The organism is Paenibacillus sp. J22R56 (assembly GCF_056269375.1).
This window is the reverse complement of the sequence record NZ_JBWDNV010000004.1, coordinates 259323-279798: the sequence shown is the minus strand read 5'-3', so window position 1 is coordinate 279798 and position 20476 is coordinate 259323. Positions and strand designations below refer to the sequence as shown.

At 45.2% G+C, this 20476-nt stretch carries 17 protein-coding genes; 1 reads left to right on the top strand and 16 read right to left on the bottom strand.

Features of this window, described 5'->3' with window-relative positions:
* Positions 1-2 precede the first annotated feature (2 nt).
* From AC0YNT_RS11985 to AC0YNT_RS11920, 14 genes are all read right to left on the bottom strand, one after another.
* On the bottom strand, positions 3-1154 hold the full coding sequence (locus AC0YNT_RS11985; protein ID WP_475804764.1) for a glycosyltransferase: 1152 nt from the start codon (positions 1152-1154) through the stop codon (positions 3-5).
* Positions 1151-1729, bottom strand: coding sequence for an acyltransferase (locus AC0YNT_RS11980; RefSeq protein ID WP_475804763.1), 579 nt, complete (start codon positions 1727-1729; stop codon positions 1151-1153). The genes AC0YNT_RS11985 and AC0YNT_RS11980 overlap by 4 nt, the downstream gene beginning before the upstream one ends.
* Positions 1730-1748: 19 nt before the next feature.
* Complete coding sequence (locus AC0YNT_RS11975) at positions 1749-3011, bottom strand: glycosyltransferase family 4 protein (RefSeq protein WP_475804762.1); 1263 nt, start codon at positions 3009-3011, stop codon at positions 1749-1751.
* Positions 3012-3014: 3 nt separating this feature from the next.
* The gene (gmd, locus tag AC0YNT_RS11970; RefSeq protein ID WP_475804761.1) at positions 3015-4109 is read right to left on the bottom strand and encodes a GDP-mannose 4,6-dehydratase; all 1095 of its coding nucleotides are present in this window, start codon (positions 4107-4109) and stop codon (positions 3015-3017) included.
* Positions 4110-4141: 32 nt separating this feature from the next.
* Positions 4142-5080 (bottom strand): GDP-L-fucose synthase, encoded by a 939-nt coding sequence (gene fcl / locus AC0YNT_RS11965; protein WP_475804760.1) that lies wholly within the window; start codon positions 5078-5080, stop codon positions 4142-4144.
* 20 nt (positions 5081-5100) lie between these two features.
* Complete coding sequence (locus AC0YNT_RS11960) at positions 5101-5802, bottom strand: sugar transferase (RefSeq protein ID WP_475804759.1); 702 nt, start codon at positions 5800-5802, stop codon at positions 5101-5103.
* 18 nt (positions 5803-5820) lie between these two features.
* On the bottom strand, positions 5821-6708 hold the full coding sequence (galU, locus tag AC0YNT_RS11955; protein ID WP_475804758.1) for a UTP--glucose-1-phosphate uridylyltransferase GalU: 888 nt from the start codon (positions 6706-6708) through the stop codon (positions 5821-5823).
* A 277-nt stretch (positions 6709-6985) separates the two neighbouring features.
* On the bottom strand, positions 6986-7678 hold the full coding sequence (locus tag AC0YNT_RS11950) for a CpsD/CapB family tyrosine-protein kinase (protein ID WP_475804757.1): 693 nt from the start codon (positions 7676-7678) through the stop codon (positions 6986-6988).
* Positions 7659-8429 (bottom strand): YveK family protein, encoded by a 771-nt coding sequence (locus AC0YNT_RS11945; RefSeq protein WP_475804756.1) that lies wholly within the window; start codon positions 8427-8429, stop codon positions 7659-7661. Before AC0YNT_RS11945 ends, AC0YNT_RS11950 begins: the two co-directional genes overlap by 20 nt.
* Before the next feature lie 167 nt (positions 8430-8596).
* Complete coding sequence (locus AC0YNT_RS11940) at positions 8597-10711, bottom strand: S-layer homology domain-containing protein (RefSeq protein ID WP_475804755.1); 2115 nt, start codon at positions 10709-10711, stop codon at positions 8597-8599.
* A 523-nt stretch (positions 10712-11234) separates the two neighbouring features.
* Positions 11235-12305 carry an ABC transporter substrate-binding protein gene (locus AC0YNT_RS11935; RefSeq protein WP_475804754.1) on the bottom strand — a complete coding sequence of 357 codons (1071 nt, stop codon included), beginning with the start codon at positions 12303-12305 and terminating at the stop codon, positions 11235-11237.
* The gene (locus AC0YNT_RS11930) at positions 12302-13105 is read right to left on the bottom strand and encodes an ABC transporter permease (RefSeq protein WP_167278396.1); all 804 of its coding nucleotides are present in this window, start codon (positions 13103-13105) and stop codon (positions 12302-12304) included. The genes AC0YNT_RS11935 and AC0YNT_RS11930 overlap by 4 nt, the downstream gene beginning before the upstream one ends.
* Positions 13083-13910: an ABC transporter permease gene (locus AC0YNT_RS11925; protein WP_167278395.1), complete on the bottom strand. Its 828-nt coding sequence runs from the start codon at positions 13908-13910 to the stop codon at positions 13083-13085. The genes AC0YNT_RS11930 and AC0YNT_RS11925 overlap by 23 nt, the downstream gene beginning before the upstream one ends.
* Positions 13900-15006 (bottom strand): ABC transporter ATP-binding protein, encoded by a 1107-nt coding sequence (locus tag AC0YNT_RS11920; RefSeq protein WP_475804753.1) that lies wholly within the window; start codon positions 15004-15006, stop codon positions 13900-13902. The genes AC0YNT_RS11925 and AC0YNT_RS11920 overlap by 11 nt, the downstream gene beginning before the upstream one ends.
* A gap of 190 nt (positions 15007-15196) precedes the next feature.
* Here AC0YNT_RS11920 and ytxJ point away from each other — a divergent pair, with 190 nt between their 5' ends.
* The gene (gene ytxJ, locus AC0YNT_RS11915) at positions 15197-15538 is read left to right on the top strand and encodes a bacillithiol system redox-active protein YtxJ (RefSeq protein WP_475804752.1); all 342 of its coding nucleotides are present in this window, start codon (positions 15197-15199) and stop codon (positions 15536-15538) included.
* A 969-nt stretch (positions 15539-16507) separates the two neighbouring features.
* Here the strand turns inward: ytxJ and AC0YNT_RS11910 are convergent.
* The gene (locus AC0YNT_RS11910; protein WP_475804751.1) at positions 16508-17179 is read right to left on the bottom strand and encodes a PDDEXK family nuclease; all 672 of its coding nucleotides are present in this window, start codon (positions 17177-17179) and stop codon (positions 16508-16510) included.
* 641 nt (positions 17180-17820) lie between these two features.
* Positions 17821-19920 carry a glycoside hydrolase family 36 protein gene (locus tag AC0YNT_RS11905; RefSeq protein WP_475804750.1) on the bottom strand — a complete coding sequence of 700 codons (2100 nt, stop codon included), beginning with the start codon at positions 19918-19920 and terminating at the stop codon, positions 17821-17823.
* Positions 19921-20476: the final 556 nt, after the last annotated feature.

Here is a 20476-nt window from a genome sequence, read left to right as displayed (position 1 = left end):
TTTCACATCCCTAATTTTTCAACTTTCTCTTGGGAATACTTAGTGACAACTCTCTTATTTACACCCTCATTATCTGATAAAGCAGCAAATATTTCTTGTACTCGCTTAAGATACATTGATTCCATGTAATTCTTTAGAATCAAATTTCTATTACAAATCATTGTTTCTTTGCTGCAATATAATCCATCGTATAGTTCCCTTGAATTCTCTTGTTGAATCTTATTTATTACTCTCCCGTTAACTCCATCTTTCACAATGTCAGGGATTCCTGCATGATCAGTTGTTAGAATGGTCATCCCGTTCCCCATTGCCTCTAGTATAGAGATAGGCTGACCTTCATTAGGATAGCGGGTAATTAAAGTGAATATATGACAAATACTCAAAAGTTCTATTTTCTTCTGACCACTAACTTCGCCGTGGAAGGTAATCACATCACTAAGTTCGTTTTTCTCAATATAATTAATAAAAGAATCTTTATCCAATTGGTCAAAAAATCTCCCAGCAAAATTAAAATGAAATCTCTTGTGCTCTCCAGATTCGATTCTACTTTTCTCTACTTTTGCCATTTCTAACACTTCAAAATATCCTTTTGATTTAATAAAATTACTAAGATATAAAACGTTCAAAACCTTTCTTTCATGAATCGATTCTACTTTAGCTTCAAATTCCTCATTGGTCATTAAATACTGATCATCTACACAATTGGGTACAATAAAAACTTTGTCTTCCGCTATCATGCCAGAAAAAATTGACTTTAATGATTCACTTAGAACTATGACACCTTCCAGCTTACTAATAGCACTATAATTTAGTTTAGATTGTAATTTCCCTACCTTGTTGTCTATTAATTCCCGGTAATAGCCACCATGTAAATGAACCAGACACTTTTTTTTCTTAATACTTAATAATTTAAGAATAATAAGATCTCGTACATTACCAAACTTAGTTTGGCTTATTGTTAAATAAAATAAGTCAGCTTTGCTTTTCCATATTCGAAGTAAGTTTTGAGCGATAAGTTTATTGCTGCAAATATCCACTTTTTCGTAAGTGAACTCTTCTACAAGCTTTGAATTATAAAGAGTCTCGACTGCCTTTGATAAGCCATGAATTGGAGGTGGAAATTGGGCTATAAAACATACCTTTTTCTTTTTCATAGAGTTACCTTCATTTCATTCATCTCTAAATGGCGAATTACTCTAGCAGGATTTCCAGCAGCCACACAATTAGCTGGTATCTCACCACTAACTACACTTCCCGCTCCAATTACAGCATTATCGCCTATTCTAGTGCCTTTTAATATCATGCAGTTACAGCCAATAAACACGTTCTCGCCGATCTCAATTGATCGAATACCCATATGATCATTTGGAGTAATTTTTCTTACTATTGGATCAATTGGGTGGAAATCATTATCAATAACTTTTGTGTTACCACCAATCAGTGTATTATCACCGATTACAATGCTTTTTCTCGCATAAATCGTTGCGCCCGAAATACCGACATTATTACCAATTACAATCTTGGCTTCTGGTGTTCTCGTCACAATTATTGTTCTTTGATATAGACCTACAAGATTAGATAAGAACGATGAGTTAATTGTGACATTGTCACCAATAGAAAGCTCAGCCCCGGCTTTATTAAAGATTACAGGCATACCTTTCAGCAACAAGTTCTTCCCAAACCTCACTTTGCTTGCCTTCATCAAGAGCTTGAACCAATTACTATTCATATGGATAACCTCGACTTCGTTAAATACTAATCTCGTGAATATATTTGTTAATAGAAACATCCTTCGTCAGATTCTTAACCAAGAAGGCTCTGGCACGTTTGCTCATTTCATCAGGAGTATTTGATTGTTTCTCGTCAAGGAATCTCTCGATAATGGCCTCAACCTCATCATAATTACCTGGTGCAGTTACATAGCCGCATCCGGTTTCTTCAATAATTAAGCGTGCTTCAGATCCTTCTTCCAGCACACCCAATATTGGTTTGCCCGCTGCCATAATACCGTACAGCTTACTTGGAACAGATACTCCCTTAATTCCCTTAGCATTAATACACCAATGAACATCACCGGCATTGAGGCTAAAGATCAGATCCGATTTTTTCTGATAAGGGATAAAGGTTACATTTGTTAGGTTGTACTCATCCTTATAAGAGACAAGATTATTTAACACTGATCCTTCTCCGATAAAGGCAAATACAACGTCTTCACGATCCTTAAATTCCTTAATGACATGCATCATATTCTCAAGATCATAGTAGAGGCCAATATTACCGGAATACATAATGACGAACTTATTGTCTAATCCGTATTTCTTCTTAAACGCTAGTACTTGTTCATGATCGGAGGATAGCGGGTAAATTTCTTTCTCATCAATCCAGTTATTAATGAAGGAATGATTAGGAATATTCTTCCCTTTGAATCTTTCTTTCACCGTTTCTACCATATCACGGCCAACAACAATGACCTTATCAGAAGCTTTGCAGCTAAACTTATCAAGCCATAACATCGCATTAAGAATCATTTTGTTCTTGCTATAACCAACAGCCATGGTCTGCTCTGGGTTAAAGTCCTGAATGTTGTAGATATACTTAGCCCGCTTCATCCATTTGCCCCAGACTCCGATAAGACCTCCAAGTACAGGCGGTTGCGAGATCGAATAGACATAATCCATCTTACCAGCCTTAAACGTTGCCATCATTGCACCCAGGAAGTAAGCCAAAATGTTCTTAATTCTGCTTACTTTGCTGCTCTTCGTGAATTCCGGCACTCGAATCCGAATGACTTTGACGCCATTAATCTCTTCGTAATAGAACAACTTAGTTTTATATTCGGTAGCAACCGCACCTGTATAGGAAGGAACTACACAAATGACTGTAATCTCGAAGGAATCCAGCATCCCTTCGGCCAGCTCCTTCAGGATCTGGCCTGTCGATGCTACATCCGGATGATAATAATGAGCATAGATAAGCAGCTTTTTTTTCACCTTTGATTCACGGGTCGCCATTTTCTACACCAGCACCCCATCGAACATTTTTCTGCTTCCTTCTTCCGAACTTACTTTTGCCATATCGTACTTCACCATGATCCTTACAAGCTCCTCGAATGAAGTCTTAGTTGGATTCCATCCTAATAGGGTTCTTGCTTTAGTAGGATCACCAAGTAATTGTTCTACCTCTGCCGGTCTGAAGAAAGTCGGGTCTACTTCTACAATCACTTCGCTGGTGTCTTTGTTAATACCCTTCTCATCTACCCCATTACCTTGCCATTCGATATTGATTCCTACATGCTTGAATGACAGCTCCACGAACTCACGAACCGAGTGCATCTCACCTGTAGCAATAACGAAATCTTCTGGTTTATCATGCTGAAGGATCAGCCACATGCATTCTACATAATCTCTTGCATAACCCCAGTCACGCAGGGAATCCAGGTTACCAAGCTGTATTTTTTGTTGTTTGCCTTGTGCAATCCTTGCTGCAGCGAGTGTAATCTTCCGTGTAACGAAAGTTTCACCGCGGCGTTCCGACTCATGATTGAATAGAATTCCGTTAACGGCGAACATGTTATAGGATTCACGATAGTTCTTCGTAATCCAGAACCCATAAATCTTCGCAACGCCGTAAGGAGAGCGAGGATAAAACGGAGTTGTCTCTTTCTGAGGGACTTCTTGAACTTTACCGTAAAGCTCAGAAGTGGAAGCTTGGTATATACGGGTTTTCTCGGTTAAGCCGAGGAACTTGACTGCTTCAAGAATATTTAAAGTCCCCTTACCATCAACGTCCAAGGTATAGCCAGGCATATCGAAGGATACACGTACATGCGATTGTGCAGCGAGGTTATAGATTTCATCCGGTTGAATCTCACTAATTAGGCGCGTAATGTTCAGTCCATCTGTGACATCGCCATAATGGAGATGGAAGTTCTGGTTATTCAGAATGCTCTTCGCTTCTTCTTCCGTAAGAAGATCTTCCAGACGTTCTTGATTGTAGGACGAGCTGCGGCGAATGACTCCGTGTACTTCATAGCCTTTCTCCAAAAGGAATTCTGCCAAATAGGAACCATCTTGTCCTGTTACACCAGTAATTAACGCACGCTTAGTCATCGTTTCCACTCCTCTATTCTCTATCTCTAATTTTATTGTCTAACCAGGTAATCATTCTGAAAGGTTTCGTAAACGGCCTTGATTCCATCATCAAGAGGAATGGAAGCCTTCCAGCCAAGTCCATTAATCTTCGTAACATCAACTAATTTCCTTGGTGTGCCGTCTGGAGCAGATGTATTAAACACAATCTCTCCTTCATATCCAACTACCTCTTTGATGAGGTAAGCTAATTCTTTGATAGAGATATCTTCACCTACACCGATATTAACAATCTCATTCTCTTCGTAAGTATTCATTAGGAAGAGACAAGCATCTGCCAGATCATCGGAATGCAGGAATTCTCTGCGAGGTGTTCCAGTTCCCCATACCTCTACTTCTGGAGATTGATTAACTTTCGCTTCATGGAACTTACGGATCAGTGCAGGAAGGACATGCGAAGTCTTGAGGTCGAAGTTATCATTAGGTCCATACATGTTCGTTGGCATAACCGAAATGTACTGGGTACCGTATTGACGGTTATAGGAATGGCACATTGTAATGCCTGCAATCTTCGCGATCGCGTAAGGCTCATTCGTAGGTTCGAGTACACCCGTGAGCAAGTATTCTTCCTTCATTGGCTGTGGAGCAAACTTTGGATAAATACAAGTCGAGCCCAGGAACAGCAACTTCTTCACGTTATTGCGGTATGCGGCATCAATGACATTCGTCTGAATCAAGATATTGTCACGAATAAAGTCTGCCGGATACTCATTGTTTGCAACGATACCACCAACCTTAGCAGCCGCAAGGAATACATATTCGATTCCTTCTTCCTCGAAGAAAGAAAGAACCCGGTCTCTATTCAATAGATCAAGTTCAGCACGGGTGCGATAGACAAGATTGTGATAGCCCTTAGCCTCAAGAGCTCTTAGAATAGCAGAACCCACCAATCCTCTGTGTCCTGCTACAAAAATCTTAGAATGTAATTCCACTCTCTATCCACTCCTTCTCTCTAGTATGCGTCTTCCGATCCGATCATGGCTTTCGCCGTCTTCATAATGATCTGCAGATCGAAGAGCACATTTCTTTTTTCTATATATTCAAGATCCAGCTCCACCATTTCTTTGAAACCAAGCTCATTCCGGCCGCTTACTTGCCACAGTCCGGTACAGCCTGGCTTCACACGAAGGCGGAGTTTATCATAGCTGCTGTATTCAGCCACTTCTCTCGGAAGAGGCGGGCGAGGGCCAACGAGCGACATATTGCCTCGAACCACATTCCACAATTGCGGAAGTTCATCAATACTGGTGCGACGGATAAACCTTCCAACAGTTGTAATTCTTGGGTCATGTTTCATCTTGAACATGTGACCTTCTATCTCATTCTTATGTAAGAGATCTGTCAATAAGTCCTCTGCATTCGGAACCATAGAGCGAAATTTAAACATTCGGAAATTCTTTTCATTGATTCCAACCCGATTCTGATAGAAGAAGACTGGTGCTTTCGGGTTCTCCAGCTTAATCAAGAGAGCTATAACAAGTAATAATGGTGATAATATAATTAGTCCACATGCTGCACCAACAAGATCAATCATTCGTTTAACCATAAGATAAGTCCGTTTGGCACTTCTGGTCTGAGCTTGAGCTTTATGTGCAATAGATACATGGCTGTCAAATGTCATCTCGGATTCTTTCCGAAGAGGCGATAACGCCATACAATAATCTCCCCCGTATTAATTCGATTTATGGATTAGCTCTCTCTGTAAAATCTCCTTCATTGCTTCCAGCAATGGACCCTTTAATGATTCGTTCCGAAGCGCATAATCAAGTGTTGTTGTAATAAAACCTAACTTCTCGCCAACATCGTAACGTTTTCCTTCGAATTCATAGGCATACACACCCTGGGATTCATTCAGCTTCTGAATAGCATCGGTCAGTTGAATCTCGCCGCCGGCGCCTTTCTCTTGCTTTTGCAGAAACTTAAAAATTTCCGGGGTTAGAACATAACGCCCCATAATCGCCAGGTTCGACTTCGTTGTACCAGGAGTCGGCTTTTCAATAAAACGATCAACTAAGCTTAACAAGCCATTCTTCTCGCTGTACTCGACGATGCCATAACGCTCCGTCTCGTTCATCGGAACAGGCTTTACTCCGATAACAGATCTTCCTGTCTGCTCGAACTGATCCATCAGCTGTCTTGTACAAGGAACTTCGGCATCTACGATATCATCACCAAGAAGGACTGCAAATGGTTCATCTCCAATGAAATTGCGGGCACACCATACGGCATGGCCAAGACCCTTCGCTTCCTTCTGGCGAATGAAATGAATATCCACCTTTGAAGATTTCTGCACTTCACTTAGGAGAGTTAGCTTGCCTTTCTCCATCAGGTTCTGTTCCAGCTCGAAGGCGTTGTCGAAGTGATCTTCGATCGCACGCTTACCCTTACCCGTAACGATAATAATGTCTTCGATTCCCGAGGCAACAGCTTCCTCCACAATGTACTGAATGGTAGGCTTGTCGACAATCGGAAGCATTTCCTTCGGCATTGCTTTGGTTGCTGGCAGGAACCGGGTTCCTAAACCTGCGGCTGGGATAATTGCCTTCCTAACTTTTGTCATTGTTTTTCCCTCTCTTTTCTTTCTTCTCTCTCTAATTTGTCTATGTATGATGGTATTGATTGAATAAACACGAGGTAGGTATAAATATACGAGCTATGCCTTCCTTCGGCAGGAAAACATAGCTCGAACATTTATTACATATAAAACGGGGCATTAAACCCCTCCTCACATCACACCCTTGGCAATCATGCCTAAGGTCTAATAAGACCCACAGTGTGACCGAGTACCCGCAGTGATAAAGGTGCAGCAGGCATTACCTTAAGCCATTCAGCTTACTTTACTTCCCGTCAGCACCGTAGTAATAGTAATAAGCTTCTTCATTCGAGCGGCGCTTCACATTGTTCAACACAACACCAAGAATTCTGGCATTTACATTTTGCAAATTCTGAATCGCTCTTTGCGCGAATTGACGCTTCACTCTGCCTTGATCAACGACCAGGACAACACCATCACTCTTAGTTGATGCAATCTGTGCGTCAGTCACTGCCAGTAGGGGCGGCGTATCGATAAGTACAATATCGTATATACCTTTAAGTTCTTCCAACAAAGCGGTCATCCGCTTGGACGCTAGCATCTCAGCCGGATTCGGAGGAATCGGGCCGGAAGTCATGATATCCAGATTCGGTATATCCGAGGATTGAAGAACCTCTTGCAGGGTACATTGCTGTGAGATTACCGAGGACAAGCCAAAGCGGTTAGAAATTCGGAACGACTTATGTGCTGTAGGCTTTCGCATATCGGCATCGATCAGTAAGACCTTGCGGTCAGATTGGCTGAAAGCTACAGCCAGGTTCGCGATGGTGGTAGACTTCCCTTCACCAGGACCGGCGGATGAAACCATAATGACCTGCAGCGCTTCATCAACGGAAGCGAATTCGATATTCGTCCGAAGAGTCCGATACGTCTCTGATACTGGGGAACGTGGATTGACTACTGTAATGAGCCGGCGTCTATTCTCCGATTGTGACATTCTCGAATCCTCCCGCCTGTTGTCTGTCTGTCCTACGACCACTATTTGTACCAGTTAATTCATTCGCATCCACCCGCGCAACCATCGCTAATGTTGGTTGACCCAAGTAACGCAGCACATCGGCTTCCGTCTTGATCGTGTCATCCATATACTCGAGCAAGAAGGCTAAGCCAACCGCTACCATAAGGGATACCACGAAACTGATGATGACGTTCAGCACCACATTGGGTCCGACAGGAGCAGGCTGATCATCTACCACCGCTTCATTCAGGATGGATACGTTCTCGATGTTGAAGATATTCGGGATTTCCTTCTGGAAAACAATTGAGATTGCGTTAACAATCTCCGCCGCTTGCTTATATGACACATCCTGAACAGCTAGTGTCATAACCTGAGTATCATTCACAGAACTTACTTGAATCTTCTCTGCAAGTTCCTTAGCCGATAATCCAAGCTGTGGATACTGCTCAGCTACCTTACCCAGAATTGCAGGTGTCTTGATGACCTCTTTATAGGTATCTATCATCTTGATGTTAGAGTTAATTTGATTCAGATCCAGTTGACCAAGAGAAAGCTGCTGCTGACTGTTCTGATTCACAACAATCTTAGTCGAAGCCTCGTAGATTGGATCCTTAAACAACTTGGTATAAACACCTGCTGCTACTGTACATACCAGAACAAAAATGACAATCAGTGCCATTCTCTTCCTCACGATAAGAAAATACTCGCGTAAATCTAGTTCCTCAGACACTATATACCTCCTTCTGTAAGCCTAGTTGTCTTATGTAATTTTACTACTATAGTCCCAAGATATAAAGGTAAAAACTGTTAATAGTGCTTAATTCTTAATATTTTTCAATAAAAAACCCTCTTCCCATCAACAGCAAGTCTGAGAAGAGGGTCTATGGTCCTATTAATCTATTTGAAGTTAACTGCGCGGTAGATCATAACTGCTGCTTCAGCACGTGTTGCCGAAGCATTTGGAGCGAATTTACCGTTATTACCGATTACGATTTCGTGCTTCGAAGCGAATGCTACGCCTGCTTTGAGTGCTGCACTAATCGAGCTTGCATCCTTGAAGTTAGCAAGAGCCGCATTAACGTCAGCAACATCTGTTGCACCTTTGGTTACTTTCAATGCACGAGCGATCATTGTTGCCATCTCTGCACGTGTGATTTGTGCATTCGGATCGAATTTCGTAGCCGAACGGCCTTGGATAATACCAAGCTGCGAAGCTGCACCGATGTAAGGAGCTGCCCAGTTGGAGTCTGCAACGTCAGCGAAGCTTTCTTTCGCCAGGCTGTTATCCAGATCAAGTGCACGAGTCAGCATCTTCGCAAACTCAGCGCGAGTTACGTTATCTTTAGGAGCGAATACGCCGGCTTTTTTGCCTTCGATTGCACCTTTTGCTGCGATAACTTCGATTGCGCGGCCTGCCCATGCTTGAACAGATGCGATATCGGAGAAGGTTACTTTGTTCTCTACAACAACATATTGGGAGAACGTATCACGGTGTTCAACGATTGTGTTGCCTTGTACGGAACCACCTTGGAATACAAGCTTGCCGTCAACGATCTTCGCAAGGGACAACAATTCTTTATCGACGCCGTCTACGTTACCAAGTGGAACACTAACAATGATAGGTTGTGTGAACAATGTTACGGATTGACCGCCGATCGACAGGCCAAAGCTGTATACATCCGAAGCTGCTTGAAGACCGCCAGTTGTAGTGGAATCTGCTTTGGATTTGTTGATTTTGAAGTCAACTGCTCCATTGAATTGACCACCAACTGGAAGTACTGCGCTCAGACCATTCACTGTCAGGTTAATACCGCTAAGACCTGCTTTGATCGCTTCTTGAATAACTGCGTTATTCAGACCGATATTCACATCGTTCTGAGCGATATTGCCAAGGTTGATGTTCAGAACTACTGGAGGTAAAGTTGCACCTGGAGCCAGCTCTTTAGCTGTTTTCAGAAGTTCACCAATACCCGCGATCGCGGACAGAACGCTAGAACTTGATACTTGCAGAGATGCTGTTCCGCCGGAGACAGTTACATCCTTAGACAGATCCTGGTTCGCCAATTGAGTAACAAGCGCTTGAGCAGCTGCAATAGCTTTAGCAATCAGAGCTGGTTTCTCAGCATCCGGTGCAGCAGCCAGTTGATCTTTAAAGCCTTTGAGCAAGTCTGTTACAGCAGTAGGAATTTTAACAACTGGTTCTTCTCCGTCGCCAACTACGCCACCAGTACCACTGCCGCTGTCGTCAGTTCTCAGTTCCAGATAAGCATTTACAATTGCATTGAAAGCTGCTTGAACTTTCGTTACGTCAACCTTAAGAAGAAGATTAACAGCAGAGCTTTGAAGCTCTTCTTTCGTTACTTTGTAATAAGCGAAAACTGCTTTTACCTTGTTTGCTGTGTCGTTATTCGGAACCGAAGCTACAGAATTTTGAAGAATAGTCAGAAGTCCCGTTGGGTTAGAAGCCAAGGCTTTAACCTCTGTATCGGAAAGATCATCCAGACTAGCAAGTACATTTTCCTTTACTTGGAGGAAGTAATAAGCCAGATCTTCAACCTTAAGATCTGTCACTTCAGCTTTAGCAGCAAGTTTCTTCACAACATCCTTATACTCCGTTTTAGCACGGATATCATCGAAGTAAGATAGCTCCGAATCGAAGGTAAATGCAATCAACTTCGTGTACAGCTCTTCAATAAGATCGATATCTCCTGACTCCAAGCTTGCCTTGAAGTTATCTGTTACTGGCTGGATAGCTACTTTCAGGTCAGCAACCGGAATGCTTTGAATCTCTGTACGAAGAGCTCTCAGAGCTGCTTTATCATTTTCGCTAAGAGCTGCATGCCATTCATTCACATCTGCGATAATCTGATCTTCATAAGTTGCAGCATAAGCCGTTGCATTAAAACCTAATTTTTCTGCCAAACCTTTGTTGCTCAGCGGAATACCTGCAAATGCTGTTGCTGCTAAGCTTGCTGCAATAGTGGATACGATTAGTTTCTTTTTGATCGTCACTTCGGTTCACCTCATAGTTTGATAGTTTTTACAGTATGTAACGCTTATAGTTCTTATACCATAATCTGGTATCTACAGACACAAAATAACGAGACAAACCTACTAGAGCTTAAGGTCCAGCTCATTGTCGATTTCCAATTCGTTATCCATTTCTGACAGTTGCACCCTATTAAGGGAGCGATCATCTATGGGTTCCGGCCGATAGAACATGTATCTGTATCCTTTACTGCTAAAATGTACCTAGTAAATACTCGAACCTCAGTATAGCACGATAGATCCATGGAATCAGCACTTTCGCAATCTTTCTTATAATTCGACAAAAATTGATCATTTTGTACTATATTCATCCTGAATTTTCCTTGAATGACAGCGTTTTCAGTCGATAATTAATGCTGGGAATTATATTACCTGCTATTTTTCGACAAAATAAAAACCGTGCCCACAGCCGTTAGAGGTCCTAATTTGTCTAAATTAAGGACTTCTGATCGACCGTTAGCACGGTTATACCATTAAATGTAAAATTTTACTTGCGATGCATCTTGAACTCCAAAAATAATTCGTTATAATGGGAGAGCATTTTTTTCCCGAGATTCTGGTAGACTTCAAGCTTCTCGGTGAGCTCTTTGTCCGGATAGAACCGCTTATCCCCCGAGATCTCCTCCGGCAAATATTCCAGTGCCTTGGCATTCGGAGTGGAATAGCCGACGTATTCGGCATTCTGCGCCGCATGCTCCGGATCCAGCATGAAGTTGATGAACTCATGCGCGCCCTCGATATTCCTCGCCGTCTTTGGAATAACCATATTATCGAACCACAGGTTCGAGCCTTCCTCCGGTACAACGTAATCCAGCTTCTCGTTCTCACTCATGATCTCAGAAGCGTCACCAGACCACACAAGACCAACCGCCGCCTCTTCATTCGCAAGCAGCAGCTTGATCTCATCACCTACGATGGCTTTCACATTCGGCGTCAGCGTACTCAGCTTCGCCTTCGCCTCCTGCAGATGCTCTTCATTCGTATCGTTGAGCGAATAATGCAGGCTGTTCAGCCCCATTCCGATTACTTCACGTGCACCGTCGAGCAGCAGAATCTGATTCTTGAGACTTGGATTCCACAAATCCGCCCAGCTCTTGAAGGTGAGATCGGTCTTATCTGGGTTGTAGACAATCCCTACGGTTCCCCAGAAATAAGGAATGGAGTATTGGTTATCCGGATCAAAGCTAAGGTTCATGAAGCTTGGATCAATGTATTTGAGATTCGGCAGCTTGCTCTTATCGAGCGGAAGCAGCAGGTTCTCTTGTTTCATTTTATCAATCGCATATTCAGAAGGAACACTGACGTCGAACGTCGTCCCGCCCTGCTCGATCTTCGTCATCATCGCTTCGTTGGAATCAAACGTCTGGTAGATGACCTTGATGCCGGTCTCCTTCTGGAATTCATCCAGCAGGTCAGGGTCGATATAATCGCCCCAGTTGTAGATCGTGAGCGTATCTTTACCCGTGTAGCCTTCGCTCTTATTGAGGTAGGAGGTCAAGTACATGAGTCCAAAAGACACGATCAGCACGGCGACGAATGTCTGAACTAATGATTTCATCTCCGTCCCTCCGATCGAGCCGAAGTCCGGTTATTCCGCTGATTGATGAAGTAGTAGCCGATGACCAGCACTATGGTGAACAGGAAGATCAACGTCGACAGGGCATTGATCGACAATGCAATCCCTTGGCGGGCCCGCGAGTAGATCTCAACCGATAAGGTGGAGAACCCGTTGCCCGTTACGAAGAAGGTTACCGCAAAGTCGTCCAGCGAGTAAGTTAATGCCATAAAGAATCCGGCAAAGATGCCCGGTTTGATAAACGGAATAATAACACGCGTCAGCACATGCCAGCTGCTTGCACCAAGGTCGCGGGCCGCATCGATCAGCGTTGGGCTCATTTCCTGCAGCTTCGGCAGCACCATAATAACGACGATTGGTACGCTGAACGCGATATGCGACAGCAGCACGGACACGAAGCCAAGTTTAATGCCAATAATAGTAAACAGGATTAAGAACGAAGCACCCACAATAACATCCGGACTGACAATTAGCACGTTATTAAGGGAAAGCAGCGCGTTCTTTGGTTGGCGTCTTTTTACATAGTGAATCGCAAGCGCGCCGGCAATACCGAACAGGACCGAGATCGCTGACGACAGCAGCGCTACAATGAACGTGTTTAGCACAATAATAAGCAGGCGGGTATCCGCGAATACCTCTTGGTACCACTCGAAGGTAAAGCCCTCAAAGTTGCGCATCGCTCCGCCGCTGTTGAACGAGTAGAAGATCAGATAGAAGATCGGCGCGTACAAAATGATAAATACGGCGATCAGATACACATTAGACAGCTTTCCGGTTTTCATTTTGCAGCCCTCTCTTTCTGCTGCTGCCTGTTAACAGCATAATGATCACCATCGCGATAATTAGGAACACCGCAATTGTCGCGCCCATTCCCCAGTCCTGGGTAACGAGAAAATGTTGCTCAATCGCCGTACCCAGTGTGATGACTCGGTTGCCGGCAATAAGCCGCGTAATCATGAAGAGCGACAGTGCGGGAATAAAGACCGCTTGGCAGCCGGACTTCACACCGCTTAAGGTAAGCGGGAAAATAACCCGGCGAAACGCCCCCCATGGTGATGCTCCAAGATCCCGCGCCGCGAAGACGAGCGATGGATTAAGCTCCTCGAGCGAGTTGAAGATCGGCAGGATCATAAACGGGATAAAGATATAGACCGATACGAATATAAAGCTGAAGTCGGTAAACAGGATTTGCTGGGTACCGATGCCGATGAATTTTAAGACACCGTTCACGAAGCCGTATGTACCAAACAGGCCAAGGAAGGCATATGCCTTCAGCAGCAGGTTAATCCAGCTTGGCAAAATAATAAGCAGCAGCCATAGCTGCTTATGCTTCGTCTTCGTCAGCAAGTAGGCCGCCGGATAGGCGACTAGGAGCGAGAAAGCCGTGATCAGAAAGGCGTACCAGAACGAGCTTAACGTCATTTTCAGATAGACAGGTGTGAAAAATTTCTCGTAATTACCGAACGTAAAGTTCCCCTCTACATCGAAGAAGGAGTAGTACACAACCAGCACGATTGGCGCAATAACGAACAGTACAATCCACAACAGATACGGGGCGAGATAGAAGTTACGTGTATTAGTTCTCATCTTGTCCCTCGCTGTAGGCGTCCAGCCGCTTATCGAACTCTTCCTCCGTCTCGCCAAGGCGCATAACGTGAACCGCTTCTGGATCAAAGTACAGCCCGATCTGCTCGCCTACTGTTGCTTTCTTCGTAGAGTGGACAAGCCATTCGTTGCCCGCTTCGTCGTAGCAGGAGATCTCGTAATGGACACCGCGGAACAGCTGCGAATCTACACGTACCTGCAGTTTACCCTGCTCCGACTTCGTGATTTCCAGATCCTCCGGACGAATGACGATCTCGACAGGTTCGTTGGGATTAAGACCTTGGTCGACACACTCGAACGTACGTCCAGCGAATTCAACCTCGAAGTCCTGCTTCATACGGCCGGCAACAATATTGGATTCCCCGATAAAATCAGCCACGAACCGGTTAATCGGCTCATCGTAAATATCATTAGGCGTGCCGCTTTGCTCGATCTTGCCCTGGTTCAGGACGAAGATCTCATCAGACATCGCAAGCGCTTCTTCCTGGTCATGCGTAACGAAAATAAATGTAATACCAAGGCGGCGCTGCAGCTCTCTGAGTTCGTATTGCATCTCGGTGCGGAGCTTCAGGTCCAGCGCGGAGAGCGGCTCGTCCAGCAGGATCACTTCCGGCTCGTTGACGATCGCGCGTGCGATCGCCACACGCTGGCGCTGGCCGCCGGACATTTCGCTAATATTGCGTGTCTCGTAGCCTTCCAGGTTAACGAAGCGGAGCGCTTCTTTTACTTTTGCCGTGACGGCTGTGTTCTTGAGCTTCTTGATGCGGAGGCCAAAGGCGACGTTCTCGAACACATTCAGATGCGGGAACAACGCGTAGTCTTGGAAGACAGTGTTCACTTGGCGCTCGTTCGGCGGAATGCGGTTAATGACCTTGCCGTTAAAATAAATCTGACCCTTGGATGGTTCGATGAACCCAGCGATCAGCCGTAGGATCGTTGTTTTGCCGCAGCCCGAAGGGCCAAGCAGCGTGTAAAACTTGCCTTTTTCAATCTCGAAGCTGACTTCGGCGAGGACCGTTGTCTGGTCGTCATATTGCTTCGTCACTTGCTCGAATCGGATAATCGTTTGATCCGACATATTTGCAGCACCCCTTCACTACCCGGAGGTAAACATAGTTAATTATTTAGTTACCTAGCGTTTGCTTTCAGCAATTGATTATACAGGAAGGATCCGTATACGCGCATGACTTTTTGTATGAGCGGGGATATAATAAAACAATAAGTACCTGTAAAAAATCTATTTACCATAAAAAGGAGTGTACGTACCTATGGCACAGTATCGTGAGATTGATTCTATGGACAGCTGGAACGAGGTTTTTGAAGCTTCGAGCGAGCGTCCTGTCGTAATTTTCAAGCACAGCACAACTTGTCCAGTAAGCGCAAACGCGTACCGCGAGTTCAATGAATACTTGAACGGCAGCCCGCGTGAAGACGCTGATTATGTACTCGTTAAAGTTATCGAATCCCGTCCGGTGTCGCTGCAAATTGCAGAAGACACAGCGGTTAAGCATGAATCACCGCAAATCATCTACTTGGATAAAAAAGCAAAAGTATGGACCGCTTCCCACTGGTCGATCACGAAAGAGCATATTGCAGCGGTGTTGGACTAGCTGTTTGGAATGATCGGCAAGCACATGTGCTTGCCGATTTTTTTATTTATGTGCAACTAGTATGCCCCAGTTGCTGGAATTTCCTCTAATGACGCTAAATCATACTACTTGGACTAGCTTTTATGTTGGATTCTATCCAACTATGATGTCCACGGTTCACCGCTGTCCACCGCTCACCATACGTTGGATTTCATCCAACTAAGCTCCCGACTTTCACCCTATGTTGGATTTCATCCAACTTTAGGCGGCGTATCACAGACTGCTGCGAGCTACGTTGGATTCTGTACAGTAACTCTCGCCAATTCGAGCTTCTTTCGCCTATATGAGCTCATTCTGCTGGATGATATCCAATGTAGCTTTTATTACCTTGGTGTGGCGCGTCATTAGGTTGTACGATATCCAGTCTGCGGCGGGCCGATATCCCCTACTAACCTCTATTACCTGAATATTAGTCACCTTAACCACCACACGGCGGATTTCACTTAACTACGATCCCACCATTCTCCCTATGTTGGATTTCACCCAACTTAATTCGGCTCATCGCAAACTGTTGCAAGCTATGTTGGATTCTATACAGTAACTTTCGCCAATTCGAGCTACTCTCGCCTATATGAGCTCATTCTGCTGGATGAAATCCAATATATCTTTAGCTTTTGTTACTTTGGTCAGGCGCGTCATTACGTTGTACAAAATCCAACATGGGCGGATGTGCTGCTTTAAGTAACCAGTTACCCCTATCCTCCTGAACTCGTCCCTTCATTGGATTTCATCCAACTTTAGTTGGCGCATCACAAACTGCTGCGAGCTACGTTGGATTCTATACAGTAACTTTCGCCAATACGAGCTACTCTCGACTATATGAGCTCATTCTGCTGGATGTTATCCATTGTAGCTTCTGTTACCCTGGCGTGGCGCGACATTACATTGCACGAAATCCAGTCTGTAGTAGGGTGAATAATCGACTGAAGATTACAAGAGGTTCTCTAAAGCACGCTCGGTTAATTGATAATAGCGAATAGAGGCCCCTCTCTCGACTGGCTTTAACATTCCTTTATTCGTTAAAGACTGGAGTTGTTTACGAGCAGTCCGAAAATCTATTTGAAGATGATCAATTACATCCTTTGGTCGGATCCAGCGACCAAGCCGATAGGCGTATCGCAGTACTTCTTTTTCAGGAAGAAGGAGCGAATAATTAGGAACATCACCTCGAATGATACGGGGACTGATCACATTCTGAAGCAGCATTTTGCATATATCTGAACGGTTCAGCACATCATCGTAAGAAAAATGAATCATCGTCCAATCTAGCCCAGTAAGGAAGGTATCTCTGTTAAGAGAATAACTGAACCTCTCGCGGTCCATATCTTTCACATGGCTCTGAAAACCATCAATCTCAATACCAAATTGGCCGTATGGAGGCAGGAAGGCAAAATCGAGAAACTGCGATTTACGGTTCCAGTCATAGATTTCATATTCAGGATGCAGATGCTCAAGATTACCGAACACCGGCCACCAGACGTTCTGCAACAGTAACTTCTCCGCATGATTATGCCCTCTCGTGAGTCGTCCTTTCCTCTCCCCTGTACGCAACTCCATATGCTTCTCTATTAATCGTTTATGAGCCTCTTCAAAACCAACCATTCAAGCAGACCTCCTTTAAAATAAAAAAAGAACGCCCAAGGCCATATACAAATGGCTTCGGACGTTCTTCGTCTGGAAACAGTTTACCATAATTTAGTTAAACACAATAGATATTCTGATCGTGTTCCGCTGAATTGTCTGCGTACACGTTGGGTATCATCCAACCTAATTCGATTCGATGGTAGGCTGCTGCATGCTGCGTTGGATTCTATACAGTAACTATTCACCAGAATGAGCTTCTACCCCATCAATGAGCGATTCTGCTGGATGGTATCCAACGTAGCATTAGTTACTCAGCGTGGCGCATCATTCTGCTGGATGAAATACAACTTAGGCGGTAGGCGGAATTCAAGTAACTAGTTAGTTGGCGACAATGTTGGATTTCATCCAACTTAATCCGGTTCGATTACAGACTCCTGTGAGCTATGTTGGATTCAATACAGTAACTTTCGCCAGAACGCGCTTCTATCGTCCCAATGAGCTGATTCTACTGGATGAAATCCAATGTAGCTTCATTGTACTCTGCGTGGTGCAGCATTATGCTGTACGAAATCCAACGTAGGCGGGCCGAGCTGCTTTAAGTAACTAATTGGCAGGATGCCCGGCCACAGCTCGTTCCGTTGTATGGCTGGCGCTGGTGCCTAGCCAACCGTCAGCTCGAACAGCCGCGCGGTGCGCGGGTTCGGAAGCGTGACGAGCAGCTCGCCTCCGGCTGCGTCCCAGCTGCAGCTGCTTTCGCTTGCTGCTGCAGGATAAGCGCAGCGCACGGATACAGCCTTGCCGCCAAGTTCCGGTAGCGGCAAAGTAAGCTCGGCCGACTCGCCGTCGATGCGCCATACGGCGAGATAGAGCTTGTCGCCGCGGCGCAGGCCGAGGCTGATCCAGTCGTCGCCGTGGGCCGGCAGGCCAAGCGGCCAGACTGGTAGCGCTTCACGGATATCGCCGCGGATCGTTTTGTAATAATCGAGTGCCTCTTTCACCAGCTCGCGGCGGCGCGGACTTAGCTCAGCTAGGTGGCCGGATTGGTGAACACGAAGCAGCAAAGCATTAACCATGTTAAAGATGACTTCCTCGTCATCTCCTTCGCGAAGTGGATAGGACCAGACAGCAGCTTGCTCTGGTGTTAGCACAGCAGGCGCACCTGCTGCAATTGCCGCGTATTTAATGTAATCTTCTTGGTCACTTGTCGACTGAATGCTGTAACGGCTCAGCATTGCATAGTCCATGCGCATGCCACCGCTGGAGCAGTTCTCGATTACCAGTTCTGGATAACGCGCGAAAACGCCATCGAGCCAAGCAAGATAAGCACGGTTATGCTGCAGTAGGCCATCACCCATGCTGTCTGCATCGGTCTCGGTGCCAATCCCAGCATTGATGTTGTAGTCCATCTTGATGTAGCCAACGCCATAGTCCTCGACCAGTCGGCGAATGACTTCATCCGCATGCGCGATAACCTTAGGGTTACGATAATCCAGCTGATAACGGCTGCGGTCTTTAACCCGCTTCCCATGACGCATAAAGAACCAGCTGTCATCGGTCTCCGCCAGCTTCGGCGAGTTGATGCCCATCACCTCAAGCTCCAGCCACAGTCCAGGAATCATGTCTTTGCTGCGAATATAATCGAGTACATATTTGATTCCTTCCGGGAAGCGTTCCTCCGACGGAAGCCACTGGCCAACGCCATCCCACCATTCGCCCGGTGCGTACCAGCCTGCATCAATACAGAAGTACTCGCAGCCAACATCAGCAGCCGCATCGATAAGTGGAAGCAGCTTCTCAGTTGTTGGGGAACCCCAGAGGCAATTCATATAATCATTGAAAATTACACGCAGCAGCTTGTTATCGTCATTCTCCCGGCGGATCCGGCGACGGTAAGTAGTCAGCTGTTCTGCCGCCTCTTCGATCCCGCCTTCAACCGCACCAACAGCAACCGGCACAGATACAAAACGCTCACCAGGGGCCAGTTTCAGCCACCAATGATTGTCATGCTCGGTAGGGCCGCTGATAAGAACCGTTAGCCGATCTACCTGATCAGTAAACTCCCAATGCCACGAACCATTATGCTCGATCTGCCAGAACAGACTCTCCCCCGATGCCGTATTCGACAACACAGCCATCGGAATCAGCTCGGCACCTGACCATGAACCCGTATTACTGAAAGCTACACGCTTAGAACCTCGGTCAATCAGATGAGACATCCCGAGTTCTGGCAACGTATAAGTCCGCCATTGCAGCTCACTTTGCCATGCGTTATGCGCAAGAGTTACCGTCAGCTTCTCATCACGGTCGCCTTCGCCTTCTTTATCAAACCCCGTCAACGCGAAGGAAGAAACATACTCTACGCCAACTTCCTCAGCACCACTATTCAACAGTTCCGTCCAGCAGCGGGCAATCGATACACCGTCATAGAACTGAACATGCCACTCTGCCGCCACTCCAGTCACCGGATCCTTCAATCCAACAACTAGCTTCCGACCCGACTCATTACGCGTATCAGACAAAGAATCGAATACCATCCGCAATCCCGGATAAGAAGCGCGGTGCGTACGGCCGTGGTATTCAGCTCGATCTTCACCTGTTAGCTGCAACTCAAGCAGACGGTATCCAACCTTTTCAGCATCAGACACCAACTCCTCACGCCAAGGCAACGCGCCAAAATGAAGCAGCAGAACATCGCCGTTCTCCCGTACCTCAAAAACCAGATTCAGACCATTTTCTTCTATTACGTGTATCCCCATCATACTTATTACCGCCTCTCAGTTCGAAAATAGTTGTTACTTCCATAGAAAATAAGCGCTTCGGAACTTAGCTAGATTGGAGTTTATCCATCAAAATGATGCGTACTAGTCCAGTAACTATAGCTGCATTGGATTTCATCCAGCGGAATCAGCTCTTTTAGGCAAGAGTAGCTCGTATTGACGAAAGTTACTGCATTGAATCCAACGTAGCCCGCAGCAGTCTACGATGAGCCTACTTAAGTTGGATGAAATCCAACTTAGGGCAACCCCATTAACTGGTTACTTAATGCAGCACTCCCGCCTATGTTGGATTTCGTCCAACACAATGACGCACCACGCCAAGGTAACCATAGCTACATTGGATTTCATCCAACAGAATCAGCTCTTTTAGGCAAGAGTAGCTCGTATTGACGAAAGTTACTGGATAGAATCCAACGTAGCTCCCAGCAGTCTGCGATGAGCCTACTTAAGTTGGATGAAATCCAACTTAAAGCCACCCAAGTAACTGGTTACTTAATGCAGCACTCCCGCCTATGTTGGATTTCGTCCAACACAATGA

What these genes read in the sequence shown, in the direction of transcription:
- AC0YNT_RS11985 (WP_475804764.1), bottom strand. Translation starts at nt 1,154, where the DNA reads ATGAAAAAGAAAAAGGTATGTTTTATAGCCCAATTTCCACCTCCAATT.
- AC0YNT_RS11980 (WP_475804763.1), bottom strand. Translation starts at nt 1,729, where the DNA reads ATGAATAGTAATTGGTTCAAGCTCTTGATGAAGGCAAGCAAAGTGAGG.
- AC0YNT_RS11975 (WP_475804762.1), bottom strand. Translation starts at nt 3,011, where the DNA reads ATGGCGACCCGTGAATCAAAGGTGAAAAAAAAGCTGCTTATCTATGCT.
- gmd (WP_475804761.1), bottom strand. Translation starts at nt 4,109, where the DNA reads ATGACTAAGCGTGCGTTAATTACTGGTGTAACAGGACAAGATGGTTCC.
- AC0YNT_RS11960 (WP_475804759.1), bottom strand. Translation starts at nt 5,802, where the DNA reads ATGGCGTTATCGCCTCTTCGGAAAGAATCCGAGATGACATTTGACAGC.
- galU (WP_475804758.1), bottom strand. Translation starts at nt 6,708, where the DNA reads ATGACAAAAGTTAGGAAGGCAATTATCCCAGCCGCAGGTTTAGGAACC.
- AC0YNT_RS11950 (WP_475804757.1), bottom strand. Translation starts at nt 7,678, where the DNA reads ATGTCACAATCGGAGAATAGACGCCGGCTCATTACAGTAGTCAATCCA.
- AC0YNT_RS11935 (WP_475804754.1), bottom strand. Translation starts at nt 12,305, where the DNA reads ATGAAATCATTAGTTCAGACATTCGTCGCCGTGCTGATCGTGTCTTTT.
- AC0YNT_RS11930 (WP_167278396.1), bottom strand. Translation starts at nt 13,105, where the DNA reads ATGAAAACCGGAAAGCTGTCTAATGTGTATCTGATCGCCGTATTTATC.
- AC0YNT_RS11925 (WP_167278395.1), bottom strand. Translation starts at nt 13,910, where the DNA reads ATGAGAACTAATACACGTAACTTCTATCTCGCCCCGTATCTGTTGTGG.
- AC0YNT_RS11920 (WP_475804753.1), bottom strand. Translation starts at nt 15,006, where the DNA reads ATGTCGGATCAAACGATTATCCGATTCGAGCAAGTGACGAAGCAATAT.
- ytxJ (WP_475804752.1), top strand. Translation starts at nt 15,197, where the DNA reads ATGGCACAGTATCGTGAGATTGATTCTATGGACAGCTGGAACGAGGTT.
- AC0YNT_RS11910 (WP_475804751.1), bottom strand. Translation starts at nt 17,179, where the DNA reads ATGGTTGGTTTTGAAGAGGCTCATAAACGATTAATAGAGAAGCATATG.
- AC0YNT_RS11905 (WP_475804750.1), bottom strand. Translation starts at nt 19,920, where the DNA reads ATGATGGGGATACACGTAATAGAAGAAAATGGTCTGAATCTGGTTTTT.